Origin of the sequence: Methylomonas sp. LW13 (assembly GCF_016865255.1) — a bacterium.
In the GTDB taxonomy this organism is placed as follows: domain Bacteria; phylum Pseudomonadota; class Gammaproteobacteria; order Methylococcales; family Methylomonadaceae; genus Methylomonas.
The window spans coordinates 2,016,846-2,038,851 of record NZ_CP033381.1; the positions used below are offsets into that span (position 1 = coordinate 2,016,846).

Annotated in this window: 19 protein-coding genes; 5 read left to right on the plus strand and 14 right to left on the minus strand. The window is 50.2% G+C overall.

Annotation, left to right across the window (positions count from 1 at the left end; translation table 11 throughout):
- The first annotated feature begins 11 nt into the window (after positions 1-11).
- From JL719_RS09065 to JL719_RS09085, 5 genes are all read left to right on the plus strand, one after another.
- Positions 12-1,865 carry an ATP-binding protein gene (locus tag JL719_RS09065; protein WP_033156715.1) on the plus strand — a complete coding sequence of 618 codons (1,854 nt, stop codon included), beginning with the start codon at positions 12-14 and terminating at the stop codon, positions 1,863-1,865.
- Between the two features lie 17 nt (positions 1,866-1,882).
- Positions 1,883-4,063 (plus strand): EAL domain-containing response regulator, encoded by a 2,181-nt coding sequence (locus tag JL719_RS09070; RefSeq protein WP_165385941.1) that lies wholly within the window; start codon positions 1,883-1,885, stop codon positions 4,061-4,063.
- Between the two features lie 243 nt (positions 4,064-4,306).
- Positions 4,307-6,610: a PAS domain S-box protein gene (locus JL719_RS09075; protein ID WP_051669987.1), complete on the plus strand. Its 2,304-nt coding sequence runs from the start codon at positions 4,307-4,309 to the stop codon at positions 6,608-6,610.
- A gap of 16 nt (positions 6,611-6,626) precedes the next feature.
- On the plus strand, positions 6,627-9,125 hold the full coding sequence (locus tag JL719_RS09080; RefSeq protein ID WP_033156714.1) for a GGDEF domain-containing response regulator: 2,499 nt from the start codon (positions 6,627-6,629) through the stop codon (positions 9,123-9,125).
- Positions 9,126-9,299: 174 nt separating this feature from the next.
- On the plus strand, positions 9,300-9,500 hold the full coding sequence (locus JL719_RS09085; protein WP_033156713.1) for a hypothetical protein: 201 nt from the start codon (positions 9,300-9,302) through the stop codon (positions 9,498-9,500).
- A gap of 3 nt (positions 9,501-9,503) precedes the next feature.
- Here JL719_RS09085 and JL719_RS09090 read toward each other — a convergent pair whose 3' ends face one another.
- From JL719_RS09090 to hflK, 14 genes are all read right to left on the minus strand, one after another.
- Positions 9,504-10,445 (minus strand): YbgA family protein, encoded by a 942-nt coding sequence (locus JL719_RS09090; protein ID WP_033156712.1) that lies wholly within the window; start codon positions 10,443-10,445, stop codon positions 9,504-9,506.
- Positions 10,446-10,456: 11 nt separating this feature from the next.
- Positions 10,457-10,975 (minus strand): lipocalin family protein, encoded by a 519-nt coding sequence (locus JL719_RS09095; protein ID WP_033156711.1) that lies wholly within the window; start codon positions 10,973-10,975, stop codon positions 10,457-10,459.
- Between the two features lie 3 nt (positions 10,976-10,978).
- Positions 10,979-12,370, minus strand: coding sequence for a cryptochrome/photolyase family protein (locus tag JL719_RS09100; RefSeq protein ID WP_033156710.1), 1,392 nt, complete (start codon positions 12,368-12,370; stop codon positions 10,979-10,981).
- A 4-nt stretch (positions 12,371-12,374) separates the two neighbouring features.
- Positions 12,375-12,884, minus strand: coding sequence for a hypothetical protein (locus JL719_RS09105; RefSeq protein WP_033156709.1), 510 nt, complete (start codon positions 12,882-12,884; stop codon positions 12,375-12,377).
- 20 nt (positions 12,885-12,904) lie between these two features.
- Positions 12,905-13,816 (minus strand): TIGR01777 family oxidoreductase, encoded by a 912-nt coding sequence (locus tag JL719_RS09110; protein ID WP_033156708.1) that lies wholly within the window; start codon positions 13,814-13,816, stop codon positions 12,905-12,907.
- Between the two features lie 59 nt (positions 13,817-13,875).
- A complete protein-coding gene (gene msrQ / locus JL719_RS09115) occupies positions 13,876-14,511 on the minus strand; it encodes a protein-methionine-sulfoxide reductase heme-binding subunit MsrQ (RefSeq protein WP_225893073.1) in 636 nt (211 codons plus the stop codon).
- A gap of 5 nt (positions 14,512-14,516) precedes the next feature.
- Positions 14,517-15,473 carry a protein-methionine-sulfoxide reductase catalytic subunit MsrP gene (gene msrP / locus JL719_RS09120; RefSeq protein WP_033156706.1) on the minus strand — a complete coding sequence of 319 codons (957 nt, stop codon included), beginning with the start codon at positions 15,471-15,473 and terminating at the stop codon, positions 14,517-14,519.
- 35 nt (positions 15,474-15,508) lie between these two features.
- On the minus strand, positions 15,509-16,339 hold the full coding sequence (locus JL719_RS09125; RefSeq protein WP_033156705.1) for a sterol desaturase family protein: 831 nt from the start codon (positions 16,337-16,339) through the stop codon (positions 15,509-15,511).
- Between the two features lie 38 nt (positions 16,340-16,377).
- Positions 16,378-16,833 carry a PAS domain-containing protein gene (locus JL719_RS09130; RefSeq protein ID WP_033156704.1) on the minus strand — a complete coding sequence of 152 codons (456 nt, stop codon included), beginning with the start codon at positions 16,831-16,833 and terminating at the stop codon, positions 16,378-16,380.
- Positions 16,834-16,875: 42 nt separating this feature from the next.
- Positions 16,876-17,361 (minus strand): SRPBCC family protein, encoded by a 486-nt coding sequence (locus JL719_RS09135; RefSeq protein WP_033156703.1) that lies wholly within the window; start codon positions 17,359-17,361, stop codon positions 16,876-16,878.
- 169 nt (positions 17,362-17,530) lie between these two features.
- Complete coding sequence (locus JL719_RS09140; protein ID WP_084153285.1) at positions 17,531-17,920, minus strand: hypothetical protein; 390 nt, start codon at positions 17,918-17,920, stop codon at positions 17,531-17,533.
- A gap of 98 nt (positions 17,921-18,018) precedes the next feature.
- Positions 18,019-19,923, minus strand: coding sequence for an ATP-dependent zinc metalloprotease FtsH (gene ftsH / locus JL719_RS09145; RefSeq protein WP_033156701.1), 1,905 nt, complete (start codon positions 19,921-19,923; stop codon positions 18,019-18,021).
- A 17-nt stretch (positions 19,924-19,940) separates the two neighbouring features.
- Positions 19,941-20,807 (minus strand): protease modulator HflC, encoded by an 867-nt coding sequence (gene hflC / locus JL719_RS09150; protein WP_033156700.1) that lies wholly within the window; start codon positions 20,805-20,807, stop codon positions 19,941-19,943.
- Positions 20,804-21,967 carry an FtsH protease activity modulator HflK gene (gene hflK, locus JL719_RS09155; RefSeq protein WP_033156699.1) on the minus strand — a complete coding sequence of 388 codons (1,164 nt, stop codon included), beginning with the start codon at positions 21,965-21,967 and terminating at the stop codon, positions 20,804-20,806. Before hflK ends, hflC begins: the two co-directional genes overlap by 4 nt.
- Positions 21,968-22,006 lie beyond the last annotated feature (39 nt).

The following is a 22,006-nucleotide window of genomic DNA, read 5'->3' on the forward strand; positions in this document are numbered from 1 at the left end:
TCGGGAGCATTATGTTATTAACTGAATCGCAACAATGGGACTGGATTTATAACCTCTACCAATTAGGGCAATCCGATGCGTTTGAAGAAGATACAAACAAGATATTCGAAAAATTACTGCGTCATATTGTAGAGGGATTTAGAGCCGATACCGGCTCATTAGTCTTGTATGAAGGCGAAGACAGCAGCTGTTTAACCATAGTCGCTGCGCTCGGTTTGCCTGAGGAATGTGTCGGCAGCGCGATACCCAATGGCAACGGCGTGATAGCTTGGGTATTGGCCAACCAGCAGGCGCTATTGATCAAGGGCGATATCAATAAAGACTCGCGCTTTCTCCGCTACCCACCCAAAACCAAAACCCGCATACCGGTTGCCTCCATGTGCTGGCCATTGCAGATAGGCCAGCGCTTGATTGGCGCATTATCGGTCAACAGTTTTAACGATGAGTGTAGTTACACGGGAGCGGATTTAGACCACGGACAAAAATTAGTTAATCCGATCACGCTCGTGATCGACAACATTAGGTTACATGGTGATCAACGCAAGCGCATCCAGCAGCTTGCCAACGCAAATCAACGCTATGCCAATGCCAACCAGCAATTAATAGAGGCTCACAAACGCTTGAATGAGTCGGAAAAACGCCTCAACGACATTTTAAATTCACTGGATAGCGTGGTCTGGTCGATGGAGCCGGTCACGATGAAATTGCTGTATCTCAACAAGGCCGCCACTGAGGTATCCGGTCGGCCGGTCGAGGATTTTTTAAATGATCCGCAGTTATGGCTGAATATTATTGACCCGATTGATAGAAAGCAGGTGGAAGCCAGTCTGGCCGATTTAAAGACTAACAGTATCCAGAAAGTCATCTATCGTATTCACCGCCCCGATGGCGGGCTTCGTTGGTTGTTTCATCGCATGTGCGCCGTTTGCGATGATGCCGGCTCACCGGTACGCATCGACGGCATCACTGTGGATATTACCCAGCATAAAAATGCCGAAGACCTGCTGAAACAGCGCAATCAGGAATTACAGACAGCCCTCGACACCATACAAGAAGTCCAGCAGCAATTGGTACAGTCCGAAAAAATGTCTTCCATCGGCCAATTGGCGGCGGGTGTCGCGCATGAAATCAACAATCCTATCGGCTATATCAACTCCAATCTCACTTCATTGAAAACCTACGTGGAAGATTTGCTGGCGTTGGTGGAAAAATATGAAAAAACTGAGGGGGAATGCGCCGACGGCGAACAACTTCGGCAAATTCAGGATTTCAAGCAGCAAATCGATCTGGGTTTTTTAAAAACCGATGTGCTCGATTTATTGGTTGAGTCTCACGAGGGAGCGTCGCGCGTCAAAAAAATCGTTCAGGATCTCAAGGATTTTTCGCATGCTGGCGGTGCCGACGAGTGGCAATGGACGAATTTGCACGACTGCTTGGATAGCACACTGAATATCGTCAATAACGAAATCAAATACAAAGCCAGTGTCGTCAAAGTATACGGGGACATTCCGCGTGCCTGGTGTTTGCCGCATCAGTTGAATCAAGTATTTATGAATTTGCTGGTCAACGCCGCCCACGCCATTGAAAAGGAAGGTACGATCACCATCCGTACCGGCAGCGAAAACGGCAGCCTTTGGGTTGAGGTCAGCGATACGGGGCAAGGTATTTTGCCCGAGCACGCCAATAAAATTTTCGACCCTTTCTTTACCACCAAACCGGTGGGCAAAGGAACGGGGCTGGGACTGTCCGTTTCCTACAGCATCGTTAAAAAGCACCAGGGCGAAATTAAGGTAGACAGCCGGATCGGCGAAGGCACCACCTTTCGCGTGGTATTGCCAAAAAAAGAACAGCCGGTCGACTTATGAATTTGCCGCCATCACCAATGACCAACGATCGGCGGGCGGCTTTACTGTTTGTCGATGATGACACCAATGTGCTCAAAGCCTTGCATCGACTGTTTCGGAATGAAAATTACACGCTTTATCTTGCGGAGGGCGGTGCGGAGGGCTTGACGGTTTTGCGCGAGCATACCGTTGATATAATTGTTTGCGATATGCGGATGCCGACAATGAGCGGCGCCGAATTTTTCGCTCAAGCATTTGAGCGATGGCCCGATACCGTGCGTATCTTGTTAACAGGCTATGCCGATTTAGAATCGACTATCCAAGCGGTCAACAAAGGCCGGATTTACAGTTATTGCACGAAACCCTGGAATGGCGAAGAATTAAAACTATTGATTCATAACGCACTGCAAGAAAAACGTTTGCGTGAAGAACAGGAACGCTTATCGGCTATCATCCGGCAACAGAACGATGCACTGAAAGCCATCAACGAACATCTGGAAGAAAAAGTCGAACAACGTACAGCAGAGCTGGCGCAAGCCAATAAAACCTTGTTGCTCCACAATCAAGCCATTGAAGCCGCACGCAATGGCATCACCATTACCGATGCCAGACAAGCCGGCAATCCCCTGGTTTATGCCAACCCGGCGTTTCAACGCATTACCGGTTACGACAAAGCGGAAGTACTTGGCCGAAACCTTTCGTTTCTGCTGGGCGAGGATCATGATCAGCCTGGCTTGGAGAGTCTCCGAATTGCAATTCGCCGGAAGACAACCGGCTATGCCGTTATCCGTAATTATCGCAAGGATGGCTCGTTGTTCTGGAATGAACTGGCTATCGCGCCAATCAAAAACGCCAACGATGAAGTGACGCACTTTGTCGCCATCGTCGACGATATTACCGAATTCAAATCCAACCAGGCACAGTTGGAATATCGAGCCAACTATGATGATCTAACCGGGCTGGTCAATCGCAATCTTCTTAATGATCGTCTAAATAACGCCATCAGTACCGCGCAACGCGAGCACAAAGTATTCTGCCTGTTTTTTATGGATCTCGATGACTTTAAAGTCATCAATGACACGATGGGACATTCGGTGGGGGATGAGTTCCTAAAAATCATTGCCGGGCGACTGCTGAATTGCGTCCGAGCTTGCGATAGCGTAGCGCGATATGGCGGCGATGAATTTGTCTGTGTATGTCCAGGCATCGCTAAAACCGATGATGCTGCTTTGATCGCGGCGCGAATCATTACCGAAATCTCGCAGCCTCTACAGCTCAATGGGCATACCCTGCATGGGGGGGTAAGTATCGGCATCAGTTTTTATCCTGCAGACGGGGCGGACAAAGAGACCCTGCTTCAGCATGCGGATACCGCCATGTATGACGCTAAGGATAAGGGTAGGAATAGCTTTAGTTTTTATACTGAAGCGTTCAACCAACGCCTTATGCAGCGTTTGATGCTGGAGGAAGACTTGCGCCAAGCTTTACGATTGGAGCAATTTGTCGTCTATTATCAACCCAAGTTCGATTTGCATAGTGAACAAATTAGCGGTATGGAGGCTTTGCTGCGCTGGAACCATCCGGAAAAGGGCTTGATTCCCCCCGATCACTTCATTCCATTGACGGAAGATACTGGCTTGATTCTGCCGATAGGCGAATGGGTGTTGCATACGGCCTGTTTGCAAGCTAAAGCTTGGCAGTTGGCGGGATTACCCGCTATCAATATGGCGATCAATGTTTCACCCAAGCAGTTGCATAGTCCCACGTTTGATCAAACTATTACCCGTGTTTTACGGCAAAGTGGATTGGACGCGAGTTTTCTGGATTTGGAGATAACCGAAGGCGCGGTGATGCAAGACCCGGATAATGTAGCCATTACTTTGACCCGGCTAAAGAATATCGGCATTCGGATTTCCATGGACGATTTCGGTACGGGTTATTCAAGTTTGAGCTACTTAAAACGATTTCCCTTCGATAATCTTAAAATAGACAAGGCATTTATCAACGATATTCCGTTGGGAGAGGGCGATGTTACTTTAGTGTTGACCATTATTGCGATGGCGCACAACTTTAAACTTAAAGTGGTAGCAGAAGGGGTTGAAACACAGGCACAGATGGATTTTTTGGCGCGGAATGGCTGCGATGAAATTCAGGGTTATTTCTTTAGCCGACCGTTGCCGGCTTTGGAAGTGGAGCAACTGCTGAAAAAAACCAACTGACCGGGACAGCCAATTTCGCTTATTCGCGGATAACGGGATTTTTCATCTAATGATCATGAAATAAGCCGCGTAACTTTGGCAAATAAAAGTTTTTTGTAGCAGAAAAACCGATAATGAATGCCATTCGGCGGACTGCCCGCACGTTCCCCAGGAGACTATTTTTACCATACTGACATTAGCACCTGATTTTGAATTATAGATTATGATTAGCCCTAGTGGCTAAACCGAGGTGGGGTACTCGCTATGCTTGAATCGAAAGCTGAAACTCTGCGGATACAAAAGCTGCACGAATACTGCATCCTCGACACGCCCCCCGAATCAAACTTTGACGACATTGTCCGGCTGGCAGCACTAATGTGCGATACGCCTTTTGCGGTGATCACACTGGTCGATAGTGACCGCGAGTGGTTCAAAGCCAAAAAGGGCATAGCGGCCAACGAACAACCCAGAGACTGCGGATTCGGCACACCAACCCTATCACACCTGGATGTGTTGGTTGTAACGCATGTCGAGCATGACAGTCGCTTCGCGGCCAATCCCCTAGTGGTTTCCGAGCCGCATATCCGTTTCTATGCGGGCAGCCCGATTCTAGTTCCCACTGGTGAAGCATTAGGCGCACTTTGTGTGTTCGACGTCGTACAGCGCGAGTTAAGCGTCAATCAACTTGATGGCCTCAAGATGCTTGCCGGCCAAGTCGGTACAGCCTTGGCGCTTAGACAGAAGGAAAAAAGCCGGTCGGACATCCTGGAAAAACCCACGGCCCAAGCCTTGCCGGCTGACTTGGGCCGGCAAGATACAGCGCACAACGCCGAACATTTTAACGGCTCCATATTGGATTCCTTGTCAAAACAATACTGTGTGTTGGATGGAGCTGCCAATATCTTGAAAGTCAGCAGGCCTTGGCTTGATTTCGATCAGGCATACGCCGGGGATAAAGCAAGCCTTCAACCCGGACAGAATTATCTGGCCCTGCTGGACACCGGGCTGACCAACGATAGGGGCGGAAAGGCGTTCGCAGAGGGTATTAGGTCGGTTTTGAACGGCGCTTTATCCAGCTTTTCGCTTGAATATCCTTATTACACCGGTTCCGGTCAGTTATGGTTTGCAGGGAAAGTCATCCTGTTTCCCGACCAGAATTTAGCCCGGCTTATCGTAATCCATGACAATATTTCCGAACATAAACAACGTGAGGAGCGGTTGCGGCAAGCAGTGGAGTCGGCGCCGAATGCCATCGTGATGGTGAATGAGTCCGGCACCATTGTTATGGTGAATGCGCAAACGGAAGCCTCGTTCGGTTACGCGCGAACCGAACTGATCGGGCAGAGGGTGGAGATGTTGATTCCGGAACGTTTTCGCGGCGGGCATATCGGTTTCCGCCGGGCCTATCTTGCCGATCCGGTTTCGAGGCCTATGGGGGCCGGACGCGATTTGTACGGGCTACGCAAGGACGGCACCGAATTTCCGGTCGAAATCGGCCTGGGGCTGATCGAAAGCCATGAAGAAACCCTGGTGCTCAGTTCGATCGTCGACATTACCGAGCGCAAGCGCCTGGAACAACGATTCCGGCAAGCGGTGGAGTCGGCGCCGAATGCCATCGTGATGGTGAATGAGTCCGGCACCATCGTGATGGTGAATGCGCAAACGGAAGCATCCTTCGGTTACGCGCGAACCGAACTGATCGGGCAAATGGTGGAGATGTTGATTCCCGAGCGATTTCGCGACGGACATGTCGGTTTCCGCCGGGCCTACCTAGCCGATCCGGTTTCCAGGCCGATGGGAGCCGGACGCGATCTGTACGGGCTACGCAAGGACGGCACCGAATTTCCGGTCGAAATCGGCCTGGGTCTGATCGATGACGATAACGGCATCATCGTCCTCAGCTCCATCGTTGATATTACCGAGCGCCAGAGTGCCCACGATAAGCTGAAACAAACCCTCAACGAGAAAGAAATGCTGCTTAAGGAGGTCTATCACCGGGTCAAGAATAACCTACAGGTGGTGTCCAGCCTGATCAACCTCCAAGCCGGCAATGTAACGAGTCCGGAGACCGCCGATTTACTCAAACAAAGTGCTGATCGCATCAAAGCCATGGCCTTGTTACACGAAAAACTTTATCAATCCAAAGACTTGGCCAGGATAGATTTCAACGAATACATTCGTAGCCTATCCGACCATTTGCTGTTCGGCTACGGCGCGTATTCCGACAAGCTCAAGCTCAACATGAAGATAGACAATGTGTTTCTCGATGTCGATACCGCGATACCCTGCGGCTTGATCATCAACGAATTACTGTCCAATGCCATTAAGTACGCATTTCCCGGAGATCGGCGCGGCGAAATCGGCATCGCTTTCACACAGGAGCAAGGCGAATACATCCTGATAATCTCCGATAACGGCATCGGCCTTCCCAGCGAAATGGATTTCAAAAAAAGCAGCTCGCTGGGTCTGCAATTGGTTGATACCTTGACCAATCAACTCATGGGACAGATGAGCCTGGATCGGACAAACGGATCCACCTTTACTCTGCGTTTTACTAAAACTTGTTAAGCGGGAGGGGCTCCGCATGTTAGCCAGTAGAATTATGATCGTCGAGGATGAAGGCATTATTGCCATGGATATTCGTAGGCAGTTGGAAGGTTTCGGCTATGAGGTGGTCGCGACTGCTTTTTCGGGAGGCCAAGCCATTACGCTGGCCAATGAGCATAAGCCCGATTTAGTCATGATGGATATTGTGTTGAAAGGTGAGATGGACGGCATCAGCGCGGCGCATGCCATCACGGAGTCTCTGCATATTCCCGTGATTTTTCTGACGGCTTATAGCGACCCGGCTACCTTGTTGCGCGCGAAAGCCACAGGCGCATACGGCTATTTGATCAAGCCGTTCCGTCCGGATGAACTGCATGCTTCCATCGAAGTCGCGTTGTATAAGTATCAGCTGGAACGCAAGCTGAAGGAGAGCGAACAGTGGTTTGGCAAAACCCTGCACTGTATCAGTGACGCCGTGATTGCCACCGACGCTGAAGGGGTCATCCGATTCATGAATCCGGTGGCCGAAACGATAACGGAACACAGTCTGGAACAGGCCAAAGGTAAACGGGTCAGCGAACTCATGACGCTGATAGCTGAGTCGAGCCGCAGTGTCATTGAAAACCCGGTCCTCAGTACATTACAGAATCGGACCGTGACCGGCATTGACTGCCCCACTTTGTTCGTTAGTCAGTCAGGCTTGGAAATTCCGGTGGACGACGGCGCCGCCCCGATACTCGATGACGATGGAACCTTGTTGGGTGCTGTGATGGTATTTCGGGACATCACCGCCCGTCGGCAAATGGAACATTTACTGCGGGAAAGCGAAGAACGTTTCCATAGCTCATTCGAACTGGCCGCCATCGGCATGGCGCTGATAGCCCTCGACGGCAGTTTCCTGCAAGTCAATAATGCCCTCTGTGAAATTTTTGGTTACACGCGGGATGAGTTGTTGGGCTCCAATCTGCAAATACTCACGCATGCAGACCATCATGATAAAGTAATAAACCTTTACTTGCGGCAATTGGTAACCGATGTACTGCCGACGTTTCAGATTGAGGTGGAGTGCCTTCATAAAATGGTCGGCAAGACCATTTGGACTATGATCAGCGCCTCGCTGGTTCGCACTGCCGGCGGCGAGCCGCAGTATTTCATTGTGCAAATTCAGAATATTTCCAACCGTAAATACGCCGAACAGCAATTGATCTATCTGGCCAATCACGACCCCTTGACCGGGCTACTGAATCGCGACCAGTTTCATAACCGCCTTACTCAAGCATTATCCACCGGTCAAAGACATAACCGTAAATTGGCCGTGATGTATCTGGATTTGGATCGCTTCAAGTTGATCAACGATACGCTGGGCCATCGCTTGGGCGATTTATTGCTGCAAGCCGTCAGCGACCGCCTGAGAGCCTCGGTGCGCTCGAACGATATTCTGGCTCGGTTGGGCGGTGACGAGTTTATCGTGTTGTTGAGTGACATCAATCAAATCGACGATGTGGCCAGAATTGCCCAAAAGACCCTGGACATCCTCACCCAGCCGTTTACCTTGGAAGGCAATGATCTTGTGGTCACCGCCAGCATTGGTATCAGTATTCATCCAGACGACGGCAAAGACAGCCATTCGCTGTTAATGAACGCCGACACGGCCATGTATTTGGCCAAGGACCGTGGTAAAAACAACTTTCAGTTTTATACCCTGGAAATGACCGAAAAATCGATCGAACGCATGAAGGTGGAACGGGGTCTGAGGCATGCCTTAGCCCATGATGAATTACGGCTGCATTATCAGCCTCAGGTCTGTACCGGCAGCGGCGTGGTGGTCAGCGCGGAAGCGCTGGTGCGTTGGCAGCATCCGGAATGGGGCTTGGTTTATCCAGACCGCTTCATTACCGTGGCGGAAGAAACCGGACTGATCGTGCCTATTGGTGCCTGGGTCTTGCGTGAGGCCTGTTTACAAGCTAAAACCTGGATTGAAAATGATGGGCCGTTCGGCGGTGTAGCCGTGAACGTATCGGCGCGCCAATTCCTCGATACCAACCTGTTTCAAACAGTAAAACGAACCTTGGCCGAAACCGGCCTTAATCCCAGCGCCCTGGAACTCGAAATCACCGAATCGGCAATTATGCAGGATCCCGAGAACACTCTGCAGGTATTGCATCAATTTCAAGGGCTTGGAGTGCGGCTCAGCATCGACGATTTTGGTACAGGTTATTCCAGCTTGACCTACCTGCGCCGATTTCCGATACAAAGCGTCAAAATAGATCGATCCTTTGTGATTGATCTTCCTGGCGACGACGGCAGTAAAACCCTTGTCAGGGCCATCACCGCTCTGGCCCATGAGCTTAACTTGTCGGTCGTGGTCGAAGGGGTGGAAACCAAGGGTCAATTATCCTTTCTAACTGAGCAAAAATGCGATTCGCTGCAGGGTTACATGTTTAGCAGACCCGTGAGTGCGGAACAATTTCAACAGGATTTTATTAATTCCGGTTTTAAGACCTACCTTCCGAATATCTCAAACGATCAACCTTGAAATTAAAATTTAACAAAAACCGGTAACTTGTAAAGATGATTTAGGGGTACAGCTCTCTTGGGTGAGGCAGCAGTTCCAATATCTCGTCGATAACTGTTTGCTGACAGGCACCACCGTTTTTGCGGCAAGGATTAAACTAGGGGTCTTTTATACAGAGGACGTGGAGGCGGGATTATGCGAAGAATCAAAGCCATAAGCTGTGTGCCCTGGGTGTTGGGCTTGTGCAGCGCTTGCAGTGCGGATTGGCCGCAGCGGCTTGGTTATCATGTGCTGCAGAACGCCGGGCAATTGCAGTGCCAAAAAGCCATGGCCAACGATTGCGAACGGCGGCAAAGTTACGACGCCTATCAGCGCGAGCGGCAGCAACTCAAGTAGCCGCTAAATACTGTTCAGCAACGACAGTTCCGCCGGATGCGGCAGCATGTAATAGGAGTTGTCGATAAAGTCATCCGGCTCTCTGCGGAAATGATGGCGGAGCAGGGTGAGCGGCACAATCAGCGGCAATAAACCAATCCGATAGTTTTCGATGGTTTCCACCAGTTCCTGTTTGTCGTCACTGTCCAGCTTGTGCTTTAAATAGCCCTGGATGTGTTGCAAGACATTGACATGGTTGCCGCGGGTGGCGACGATTTTCAGACAAGTCATCAAGGCTCCGATATAGGCAGCGGCGGTGTTTTCAATGTCTGCGTTAGTGACGCCGGCAATAATTCTTCCCAGCTCGCGGGCCTGGTTTTGCTCGTGGCTCATCGCGATCAATTTATGTCGGCTATGAAAAGTGATCAAGCCATGCGCTGTTAAACCCTGTTCGCATAAGTCCTGCCAGCGCCGCATGACAAAGACGCGCTGGATAAAGTTTTCTCGCAGGCCGGGATCACCCAGTCGGCCTTCTTCTTCCACCGGCAAGCTAGGGAAAGTGCGCTGTAAATAGTCGGCAAAAATGCCGGTGCCTTGCCGCGCGGGGATGTCGTTTTTATAAATTTTGACGCGGGTCATGCCACAGCTGGGCGAATCTTTTTTCAGAATGTAGCCGCACAAGCCGCCCAGCCAATCGTGTTGCCGGGCGGAGGCCTGTTTCAAGCGTTCCGTCACGTCGAAACTATGATCCTTCACGCCGACGCAACGAATGCCGTCCGGGGTTTCCCGCAACTGTACGCAGGGGCGGGGGATGCCCAAACCGGCTTCGACTTCCGGACAGAACGCTCTAAATTCGAAGTATCGGCCCAGCGTGCGTTCGATGTAGCTGTGATATTTATGCGCGCCGTCGTAGCGCACTTCTTGGCCTAACAAACAGGCGCTGATGCCCACCGAAATTTTCTGCATACTTAATCCTGTTATTGCTTGGGGTGTTGGTCAAAAATCAGTTTGTCAGTGGCAAAACCCAGGGTTTTGGCTTGTTCAATTAAATCTTTTTGGATGCTCGGTTCCAACTCCGGGCTGCGGGCCAGTATCCATAAATAATCGCGATCCGGGCCGGCGATCATCACATAGCTGTAAGTGGTTTTATCCAATGCAATGATGTTATACGCCCCGTAAAACGGTCCAAAGAAAGACACTTTCAGGCGACCGATGTCCGGTTTGTCGATGAAGTAAGCTTTGCCTTCGGCGATTTTTCGTTGGCCTTGCTCGGCGTCGTAGCCGCTGTTTAACACTTTGACGCCGCCGTCATCGCGCAGGCTGTATTCCGCGCTGATGTCCGTCAGGCCGCGCTCGAAGCTGTGATCGAGGCGGGCGATTTCGTACCAGGTGCCCAGATAGCGGTTCAATTCGAAGCCGTCTATCACTTTCACGCCTTCCGGGATGTCGGTGCAGGCGCATAGCAAGCTCAATAATAATATGGGTAGATAACGCATGGTTTACTCCGCTGGCGCCGGGGTATTGCCCAGGGCTTTGAATTGGGCTTTGATTAGCTGGCTTTGTAAGCCGTGGTCAACTCTTGGCCGAGGGTAGTCGCCGGCTTGCGGATGCTTTTCCCATTTGTGGATGACTTCTGCCGGGAAGCGTTGCAACTCCGGAATCCAGGTCTTGATATACACACATTGCGGATCGAACTTTTTCTGCTGTAGCCAGGGATTGAATATCCGGAAATACGGTTGCGCGTCGCAGCCGGTGGACGCAGCCCATTGCCAGTTACCGTTGTTGACGCAAGGGTCGTAATCCAGCAAGCGTTGCGCGAAATAGCGTTCGCCCCAGCGCCAGGATACGTGTAAATCCTTGACCAAAAACGATGCAACTATCATCCGCAAGCGGTTATGCATCCAGCCGGTCCGGTTCAATTCGCGCATGGCCGCGTCCACAATCGGAAAGCCGGTTTGGCCGTTGGCCCAAGCCCAGAAATCCTCTTGGCCGTTGCGCCACAGCAAGCCGTCGTAACGCCTGTCAAAGGCGTGACCGAATACATGCGGAAAATGAAAGCCGATATGGGTGAAAAAATCCCGCCAATACAACTGCCGGATCAAGGGGTGGTCGGGATCGAGCTCGGCTTGGATGCTGTAAAAAGCCTCGCGTACCGAGCAACAGCCGAATTTTAAATAGGCCGAGAGCTGGCTGGTGGCGGCCATGGCCGGAAAATCGCGAACGGCAAGGTAGTTTTTGCAGTTGCCGATGATGGCTAATCGGGCCAATGCCGCTTGCCTGCCACCGGGCAAGGCGTTTTGGTGCGGCTGCTGCAGCTGCTGTATTACTTCCGGTTTGTGTCCGGCATAGGCTTTTGCCGATAGTTTACCCGCTGCCAAGCCTTGCGGAGCCGATACCGGCTGGATCCGGGCTTGCCGATGAAACGCGGTGAATACCTGATAAGGCTTGCCGTTGCTTCTTAAACCTTGCTCGGGTTCGGTCAGTAGCAGATCGGCTTGGCTGTGAAAAGCCAGATGCTGTGTTTCGCATTGTTCGCGCAGCTCGTTGTCCCGTTGCCGGCTGAACGGGCTGTAGTCGCGATTGACAAATACCGCTTCGATGCCTAAGTCCTGCTGCAAAGGCTGGAGCAGATGCGCCGGCTGAGCGTTGAAAATGTACAGCAGGGCGCCTTGCTGTTGCAGTTGTTGCTGCAAATCGCTCAGCGACTCCAGCATGAATTGCAAGCCCGGCGTGCTTTGGTAAGGATGGGTTTGGATTTGCCGGGGATCGAAGATAAAGCAGGCAATGACTTGCCCGGACTGGTTTAGTGCGGCGTTCAGAGCGGTGTTATCTTCCAGGCGTAAATCGCGGCGGAAAATGAACAGCGAGGTTTTGTAGGTTTTTTTTGCCATCGGCTCAACAGTCGCCCCAATGAATAATCATTTGTTGGCAATTAAACAGAATATTGGGGTAATACTGATAAATCACCCAGCGCAGCAGCAAATCGAAATATGCCGCTACCGTCATCAGGCGCGCCACGGCGGCCCAAACTCTGCTGGCGCCTTTGTCCGAGCAACGCCACACGGCGCCGGTCCAGTAAATCAGCGGCATCGCCATAATAATATGGATGGTCACCCAGCTGGCGACGGTGAAGTTGCCTTCGTTAATTCGGTAGTCGATGAAAAACAATACGGCGTTGTACAGGATAAAAAACGGGTAAAACGCATCTTTTAAGCGCAGATAACCCAGCCAGCTCCATTGCAGGTAAAAATACAGCGTGGCCGGCGTGCGTTCTTCCCATTCCTGGGCGGGTGAGGGCGTCAGATAAAATACCAGCGTGCCCAATGCCAGCGCGACCAACAGCGCTTCGTACCAGGTGACGAACGAGGTAAAGGCAAATAGCAGGGAAAGACTGTCGATCAACATAAGAATGCCCGTTTTTATATCTAGGGTTTATGCAAAATATCGCGCAATGCGGTATCCAGCTGTGAATATTTAAATGCAAAGCCCTGGGCCAGTAACCGCTCCGGCAGAACACGCTGGCTGCCCAAGACTAGCGCCGCCATTTCGCCCAGCAATAATTTAAGGGCCGCTTCCGGCAGCGGCAGGAGCAGTGGCCGCTGAAGCACGCTGGCTAGGCTGACGCTGAATTGTTGGTTGCTGACCGGTTCTGGAGCTGTGGCATTGTAGGGGCCGCGCATTGCCGGTTGATCTAGCATCGCTTCGACGATAGCCAGCCAGTCGTGCAGATGTATCCAGGACATCCATTGCTTGCCATTTCCCATGCGGCCGCCTAATCCCAAGCGAAACGGCAACAACATGCGTTTCAGTATGCCACCATTATCACCCAGCACCAAGCCGGTGCGTATCAGGCAGACCCGACTGCCGAATTTTTCCGCCGCTAAGGCTGCCGATTCCCAATCCGCGCACAACTGCTGGGAAAAATCGGCAATGCTCGCGCTACTTTCAGTCAGAAACTTATCGCCTTGATCGCCGTAAATGCCGATAGCGGAACCGCTTATCAGCACAGGCGCGGGCTGCGCGGAGGAGGCTATCCAGGCCACCAACTGCTCGGTCAGTTTAATCCGGCTATCGCGCAGCAACTGCTTGCGCGCCTCCGTCCAGCGTTGGTCGAAAATGCCGGCCCCCGCTAAATTGACTATCGCTTTAAACGTGGCGGCATCCGGTAAATCGGCTACGGAACTGACCGCTTGCACGCTGTTGCCGAAAGTAGCGGCGACTTTTTCGCGGCTACGACTCAGGACCGACACTGCGTAGCCTTTTTGTATAAGCTGTTTGGCCAGTGCACTGCCCAGGAAGCCGGTGCCGCCGCTGATTAAAATCGAATTTGTATTCATAAGTTCTGCTCCGGAAACTACTGACAACCAACTGCATCGCCGACTATGGGATTGCTGGCTTAATCGGCTTCGGTATCGATGGAAGTGCGGCCTTTTGGAATCATCATTTGACTTAATTGCTTGTTTTTAATCCAGATTACTGCGCGAAAACCCAGCAGCATAAATATCAGGAGCAAATAGAATAAAGGCTCTGCAAGGTTACCTTTAAGCTGCCAGAAATAATGAATCATTGCCGCACCGGCGGCGATATAAATAAATCGATGCAGTTTTTTCCAGCTCTTGCCCAAGAGTTTTTTGGATGCTTTGGAAGAGGTAATCCCCAATGAAAAAACAATGATATAGGCAATTAATCCAAACCAGATATACGAGCTTTCGAGAATATCGATACCGATCATTCGCCAGGCAAAAACCTGGTCTACCGCTAAATAAACTAGGACGTGCAGGCTGGCGTAAAAAAAAGCGAATAAACCGAATAGTTGCCGATACTCGGTCATGCCGCGCCATTTTGTGACAGTTTGCACGGGAGTAATGGCTAAGGTTATCCATAGAAATCGCAAGGCCCAATCGCCTAAACGAATATGCAATGCCTGCATTTGATTTGGGCCCAGATTATCGAAGGCAATATCGAACACTATCCAAAGCAGCGGGATAATGGAAACCGCGATGGTTAAAGGCCGCAAATTATTAATTGGCATAATCATTAGAAAAAATGCCTCAAATCCATGTCACGATACAGGTGAGCGACCTGTTCCCCGTAACCATTGAATAATTCGGTTTGCCGACGCGGGGTAAAAAAGCCGCTGCCCAATAATCGCTCGCTATTTTGGCTCCAACGCGGATGCGGTACATCAGGATTGACGTTGGCGTAAAAGCCGTATTCGTTGGGGGCAAACTTGTTCCAACTGCTAATCGGCGGTCTTCTCAGCAGTTCTATTTTGACGACGGCCTTGATGCTTTTAAAGCCGTATTTCCAGGGCACTACCAAACGCAGCGGCGCGCCGTTTTGCTTGGGTAAAATGTCGCCATACATACCCACCGCCAGTATGGTCAAGGGATGCATGGCTTCGTCGATACGCAAACCTTCGACATAGGGCCAATCCAGCATGGCCTTGCCGCGTTGCTTGGGCATGGTGTCCGGTTGTTGAATCGAGGTGAGCTTTACGAATTTGGCGTTTGATAAAGGCTTGGCGGCTTTCAGCAAATCGCCCAGCGCAAAGCCCACCCAGGGTACTACCATGGACCATGCTTCGACGCACCGGAAACGATAGATGTATTCCTGTAAGGTGTGCCGGCTCAGAATATCTTCCAACTGGTATGTGCCGGGTTTTTCCAATTCACCGCCGATCTCCACGGACCAGGGATCTATGCGCAGGCTTTGAGCCAGACTGGCGGGGTCTTCTTTGTTAAAGGCAAATTCGTAGTAGTTGTTGTAATTTTTTGCGGCTGCCGCCGGCGTCACCACTAACTCAGGCGCTGAGAACGGGCTTTTGGGTACGGCGCTCCAAAGTGGTTTTGAGTCGTCGGCCCAGCCGGTGCGGATGCTGGTGCCGGTCAGCATCATCGCCGCCATCGCTTTGATGAGGGTGCGGCGTTGCTGAAAAACCAGCGGATCGGTAATTTCACTGCCGGGGATATTTTTTATTGTTTTTATAATCATGGCTTGATTACCGGTAACTTATAGAAGAAGTTCCATTACTTTTTGCCTTTCGGAATCCAGCCCATCAATTGGCGGATTTTACGTTCGGTAATAAATGCCAGAGAAAACAATTGAATAAAATTCTCGGCCTCAATCAAATCCAATCCTATATTGGCGGGTACCAATTCCTTGCGGGTTCCAAACATCCGGTCCCAAATCGCCAGCACTATGCCGTAATTGCTGTCATGTTCCGAACGCAAAGTGGAATGGTGAGTGCGGTGCAGGGAAGGGGTGATAATAATTTGGGATATGGCGGTTTCGTTGGGGACGCGAATGTTGCCGTGATGAAAAAAGATGAAAAATAACTCGATAATTTCGATGGAAAGCACTAGATAAGCATCGACGCCGATTACTACCACGAATATACATTTGTAAATTATTTCCAGAAATAAATCGAAAACATGAAACCTAAAACCGGTGGAAACGTTAAAGCATTTATCGCTATGGTGGATTTTATGAAAGCGCCATAAGTACTCGGACCGATGGCTGGCGTAATGCCACAGGTAAATGGCCAGATCAAAAAAAGCAAACGCCAGAATCCATTTAAGCGGACCGTTACTCAGGCCGCTTAATAATCCGTAACTGGCGAATTGTTGCGCTACCAGAAATAAGGATGAGGCTCTGAGCGCGGTTAAAATTAAATTGTTGACCAAGAAAGCCGTAGTATTGGTGACAAACGACTCTTTATAGGTTTTGGCCGGGAATGGACGATAAGGTTTGGTTTTTTCTATGACCAGCAACAACACGAAAGCCAGTATCGCTAATCCGAATAAGGCTTCGTTAAAAAACAGGCTACTGTCGCCTTGGCTATTTGCAGTGGTGTTCATGGAAGTCCCCAATAATCATATATTTACTGATTGGTTTTTTAATTTCCTTGAATAGCATTTAATAAGGTAGTCAATTCCTTTATTTCGTTATTGGCATTTATTTGTTGGGTAATGTCGTATTGCACGCCCAGATAATAAATGACTCTATTTTTCTTATCCAATAGCGGGGTTATTTTCAAATGATTGTGGAATAAAGTGCCGTCTTTTTTATAGTTTCTTAAGGTGACTTCCACTGTTTCGTGGTTTTTCATGGCTTCCACAATTTTAAAACGCGCATCTTGCTCTCTGTCTTCACCTTGCAAAAACCGGCAGTTGTGGCCGATGATCTCGTCATGACTGTATCCGGTTAAACGTTCAAATGCCTTATTGGCATAGATAATCGGCGCGTCTTCAATGTCAGGGTCGGCTAGCGTCACGCCGTTTACACATTCGTCCAAAATAGCGGAAAGTACTTGCGGAATCAGTCCGCTATCTTTTTCAACAATAAAAGCCATGGTTAAACTCCGGGTTTTATAATAATTATGAGTTTGTAAATGCTAGTTGCATTCTACTAATATTAAATTCCTGATGTTTTCGACGGTGTTTTCCGCACCGTCTTCAATCGCGCAACGAATTAATTTTTCAAAAGGCCGCATGAACACCTCCAACTCCAAGAACTCAAAACGAAACGTCAAGCGGGTAGGTTGACGATCTTCCTGAACGGCTTCGAGCAGATAGCTGTGTTTGTAAGGTTGGGTCAACCCTTGAAAGATCAGCTTGGATTTGGGTTGATATTCAGTAATTTCAAAAACCGATTCTATTTCGCCGTTGTTGTCGTTACGAATTTGCTTGGCCTTGGCGCCGATGAATACTTCCTTGCCGTCGAGCGGTTCAAAATCGACTACTTCCACAGCCCATTTCGGATAGTTTTCAAAAAAATTTTCACCAACATAATGAAAAACATCGTCAACAGGTTTGTCTATATCGATGCAGGCCTCGCCGGCAATGGGCTTGTGTGAGTCAAACGGAAATTTGATGTGCATTTGATGTTCCCCCCTCGCGGAGCTTTCTTCTCAGCGTTGTTATTATTTTTCTGGACACGTAAAGCCAATAAAAAAACGGTATTTAAATCTGTGCAATTAAATCACCGTCAGGCGCTTCGGCTTTTTATGTCTAATTCTAGCCCGCTTTCTACCGGAAAATTACCAATCTCTAGTTTTGCTGGTGGCGCATGGCCGCGCAGCCGCCATAAAGCAGGTGCGATAAGCCCGAATAAATAAATAATTGCCGGTAGTTTTCGTCGATTTCAATTTGATTAATCGAGCAGTAAAACTCCAGGGAGCCAATTAATAGCAGCAGAAAAACCCCTAACGCCGCTAATGCTTCCGGGCTGTTGCTTAATTTATAAAAACTGTACGCTGCGATTTGGATTAAGCACAAATAAAACATCATTAACCGCATATTGTTTGCCAATGGACCGTACAAGTCGCTGTTATCTTCAAAAAACAGGGTATTGCCGAATATGGTGGCTGCACCGCTGATCAATAATAAAATCACCGCTACATTAAAATTAATCTGCAACAACAATTGCAGGAAATTCATGGTTTTTGTGGTTATCGATTGAGTATGCATATTGCTACCTCTGAAAAAAAGATACCCTCCAGGAGTACAGCGTTTGGAGGGTACATAGAGGAGGACTTTTAGGACGCCAATATTTGTCCTTGATCCAGGTGACCACCGGTTTCTTCGTTTATCGAGTCTTCAATCTCTTCAAACGATTTTGGTTCTTCTACTTCGGGTTCCGGTGGTGCAAGTTTTTTACCTTGTAACAGTTCGTCAATCTGATACTTATCGATGGTTTCCCAATCCATTAAGGCTTGAGCCATGTTGTGCAACACTTCGATGTTTTCTTTCAGAATAGCTTCGGCGCGGTTGTAGTTAGCATCGATCACCGCCCGAACTTCTTCATCAATAGTTTGGGCCATCTTTTCAGACATTGGTTTGGACTGCGGGCCCATGTAGCCGCCTTCGCTGTCGCCGTAATCCATCGGGCCTAAACGGTCTGATAAACCCCACTTGGTGACCATGTTTCTAGCCAATTGCGTAGCCCGCATGATGTCGTTGGACGCTCCAGTGGTGACCTTGTTTTTACCGTAAATCAAGGCTTCTGCTACCCGGCCACCGAACAAACTGGCGATCTGGCTTTCCAACTTATCCTTGGAAGCGCTGTACTGGTCGCGCTCCGGCAAGAACATGGTGATACCCAATGCGCCGCCGCGCGGCATGATGCTGACTTTGTAGACAGGATCATGCTCGGGCACGTTGCGGCCGACGATGGCGTGGCCGGCTTCGTGGTAAGCCGTCATCAACAAGTCTTCCTTAGTCATGACCATGGTGCGTTTTTCCACACCCATGATCATTTTGTCGCGGGCTTTATCCAAATCGTTCATGGTCACGACGCGCTTTTTGTTACGAGCAGCAAACAAAGCGCCTTCATTGATCAGGTTGGCCAATTCGGCACCGGAAAATCCGGGTGTGCCGCGGGCCAGATCGTTGATGTTCACGTCTTCGGCCAGCGGGACTTTGGCGCCGTGCACTCTTAAAATTTGCTCGCGGCCTTTGATGTCCGGTAAACCGACTTGAACTTGACGGTCGAAGCGGCCCGGTCTCAACAAAGCCTTATCGAGCACGTCAGCGCGGTTGGTCGCGGCGATGACGATGATGCCTTCGTTGCCGCTGAAACCGTCCATTTCCACCAGCAATTGGTTGAGCGTTTGTTCGCGTTCGTCGTTACCGCCGCCGATACCGCTGCCGCCCCGTTGCCGGCCCACAGCGTCGATCTCATCAATAAATATGATGCAGGGTGCGCGCTTTTTGGCTTGTTCGAACATGTCTCTGACCCTGGAGGCACCGACACCGACGAACATTTCCACGAAATCCGAACCCGAGATGGAGAAGAACGGCACGCCTGCTTCGCCGGCAATCGCTCTGGCTAACAAGGTTTTACCGGTACCCGGAGGGCCGACCATCAGCACGCCGCGCGGAATTTTGCCGCCCAAGGCTTCGTACTTGCCCGGATCTTTTAGAAAGTCGACCATTTCCACGACGTCTTCCTTGGCTTCTTCCACGCCAGCGACGTCGGTGAAGCGCACCTTGATCTGGTCTTCAGCCATCAATTTGGCGCGGCTTTTACCGAAACCCATCTGGCCGTCTCGCCCGCCCATCGCGGCCTGCTTGCGCATGAAATACACCAGCACCATGATCAGCAGCAGGGTAGGCGCCCAAGAGATCAGAATATTCATCAAAGTCGAGGGTTGTTGGGGCTTCTCAACTTTGATTTTCACGCCGTATTCCAGCAACTCGTCGATCATTCTTGAGTCGTTGGGGTTGTAGGTCGCAAAGCGCGTACCGTTCTGGCGTTGGCCGTCAACGTAGTTGCCGTCTATCACCACTTCCGTAACCACTTTGTTACGCACGTCTTCGATAAAGTCGGAGTACGAAATTTCATAATGCGGATCGTATTGCGGCATGTTGCGGTTCATCACCGCCGACACCACCAACCCTGCAACGATCAGGATGGAGAGAAAAATAAACATTTTTTTCATGATAGCTGTCTCCTAACTTACTTTTCGCTGGAGAAGTATTTGAAAAAGTCGGAGTTTGGTTTTAACACCAAAGTATCCTGAGTTTTTTCAAATGAGGTTTGGTATGCCTGCAAGCTGCGGTAGAACGCATAAAACTCGGGGTTTTTACCGTAGCTTTTTGCGTAAATTTCCGCGGATTGCGCATCACCGCGACCGCGAATGCTTTCCGCATCGCGCTGGGCATTGGCAACTATCACGTGTTTTTGCTTATCGGCTTCCGCACTTATTTGCTCGGCACTTTCGGCGCCTTGCGAACGGAATTCTCTGGCGACCCGCTCGCGTTCGGCGCGCATCCGTTGGTACACCGAGCTGCTGACTTCCGGCGGCAGATCGATGCGTTTGACGCGAATGTCGATCAATTCAATGCCGAACTTTTCGGCGGCCGGCGCTAATTTAGCCAGTAAGGTTTGCCTTAGTTCGTTGCGGTCTTCGGAGATCAATTGCTTGATGGTCCGTACACCGAACTCGCTACGCATAGCGTCTTTCATGATTTGGTCCAGGCGTAGATTGGCTTGAAACTCGTCGCCGCCGACCGTGGTGTAAAAGAGACCCACATCACCGATTCGCCATTTGACGAATGAGTCAACAATAACGTTCTTCTTCTCGGAGGTAAGAAAACGCTCGGATTTGGCATCCAAGGTCAGCACACGCGCATCAAATGTACTGACGTTATTGATGATGGGGGTCTTGAAATGTAGCCCGGGGGTGTAGTCGGACGTGACCATTTCCCCGAGGCGAAACAGAATGGCTTTTTCGTTTTCTTTGACGTAAAAAACCGACATATAGGCCAGTACACACAGGGTCAAACCGGCCGGAATTAAAACTTGGGTGGTTTTGCTGCTCATGGTTTGCTCCTGCTAGGACGTAATTCGTTGCCGGTTGATTTACGAACGCCGTTTTTGTCAGCGTTGTGTGGTTCTGCGCTAACTTCCGGTTCCGTATGGCTGGCAGCGGGCTGCGCATGTTGAGTCATGGTTTGCGGCAAGGGCATATACATCATCGGGCTGGATTGATCTTCGTTCAGCATGATTTTATTGGTGCTGCTGTACAGCTTTTCTTTGGCTTCCAGGTACAAACGCTTGCGGGTGATGGCTGGGCTTTTTTCGTATTCCACCAGTAATTGATCGAAACGCTCGGTTTCGCCTTTGGCTTTGGCGACTTTCTCGGCTTCGTAAGCTTCCGCTTCTTGAATAATCCGGGATGCGGCGCCGCGCGCTTTCGGAATCACTTCGTTAGCGTAGGCTTCGGCTTCGTTTATCAGGCGTTGCTTATCTTCCCTGGCCCGAATCGCGTCTTCAAAGGCGCCTTGCACTTCTTCGGGAGGTTGTGCATCCTGCAAATTGACACTGGCAATGCTGATGCCGGCTTTGTAAGCATCCATGGCTTCCTGGATTTGTTCTTTAATCTCGGCGACGATTTGGCTACGGCCTTCGGTTAACACGAAGTCCATATTGTTGCGGCCAATCACCGCCCGCTCCACGCTTTCAGTCAGTTGTTTCAACGTATTTTCGTTGTTTTTGACATTGAACAAGTAGTCTCGGGCGTTATTGATTTGATACTGCACAGCCAGACGCACGGTAATAATGTTTTCGTCGGCGGTCAGCATTAGCGATTCCTGCGGAATCACAGATGATTTGTTCACCCGGCTGGCGTCGGTGTAGCCCACTTCGATAAACCGTTGCTGCTCTACGTTGACATTGGCGACGCTTTCGATTGGCGCCGGAATATGCCAGTGTGGGCCAGGCATGGTGGTTTCCGAATAGGCGCCAAAGCGGCTTACCACGCCTCGATTGCCTTGGTCCACGATGTAAACCCCGCTGGCCAGCCAGACGACGGTCAATGTACCACCCACGGCGGCGGCGATGTTGGTTAACGAAAACATACTTTTATGATCGTTGAAGAAGTCGCCCGCTTTGCTAGAGACGTGCTTCCACTGCTTATCCAATTCCAACTTCCAGTCGGACTGCGGCGTTTGCTTACTGGTGTTTTGTTTTTCTGATGACATAATCACTCCTCTTGTAGTGTTAGCCTGACCTGGGTCAAT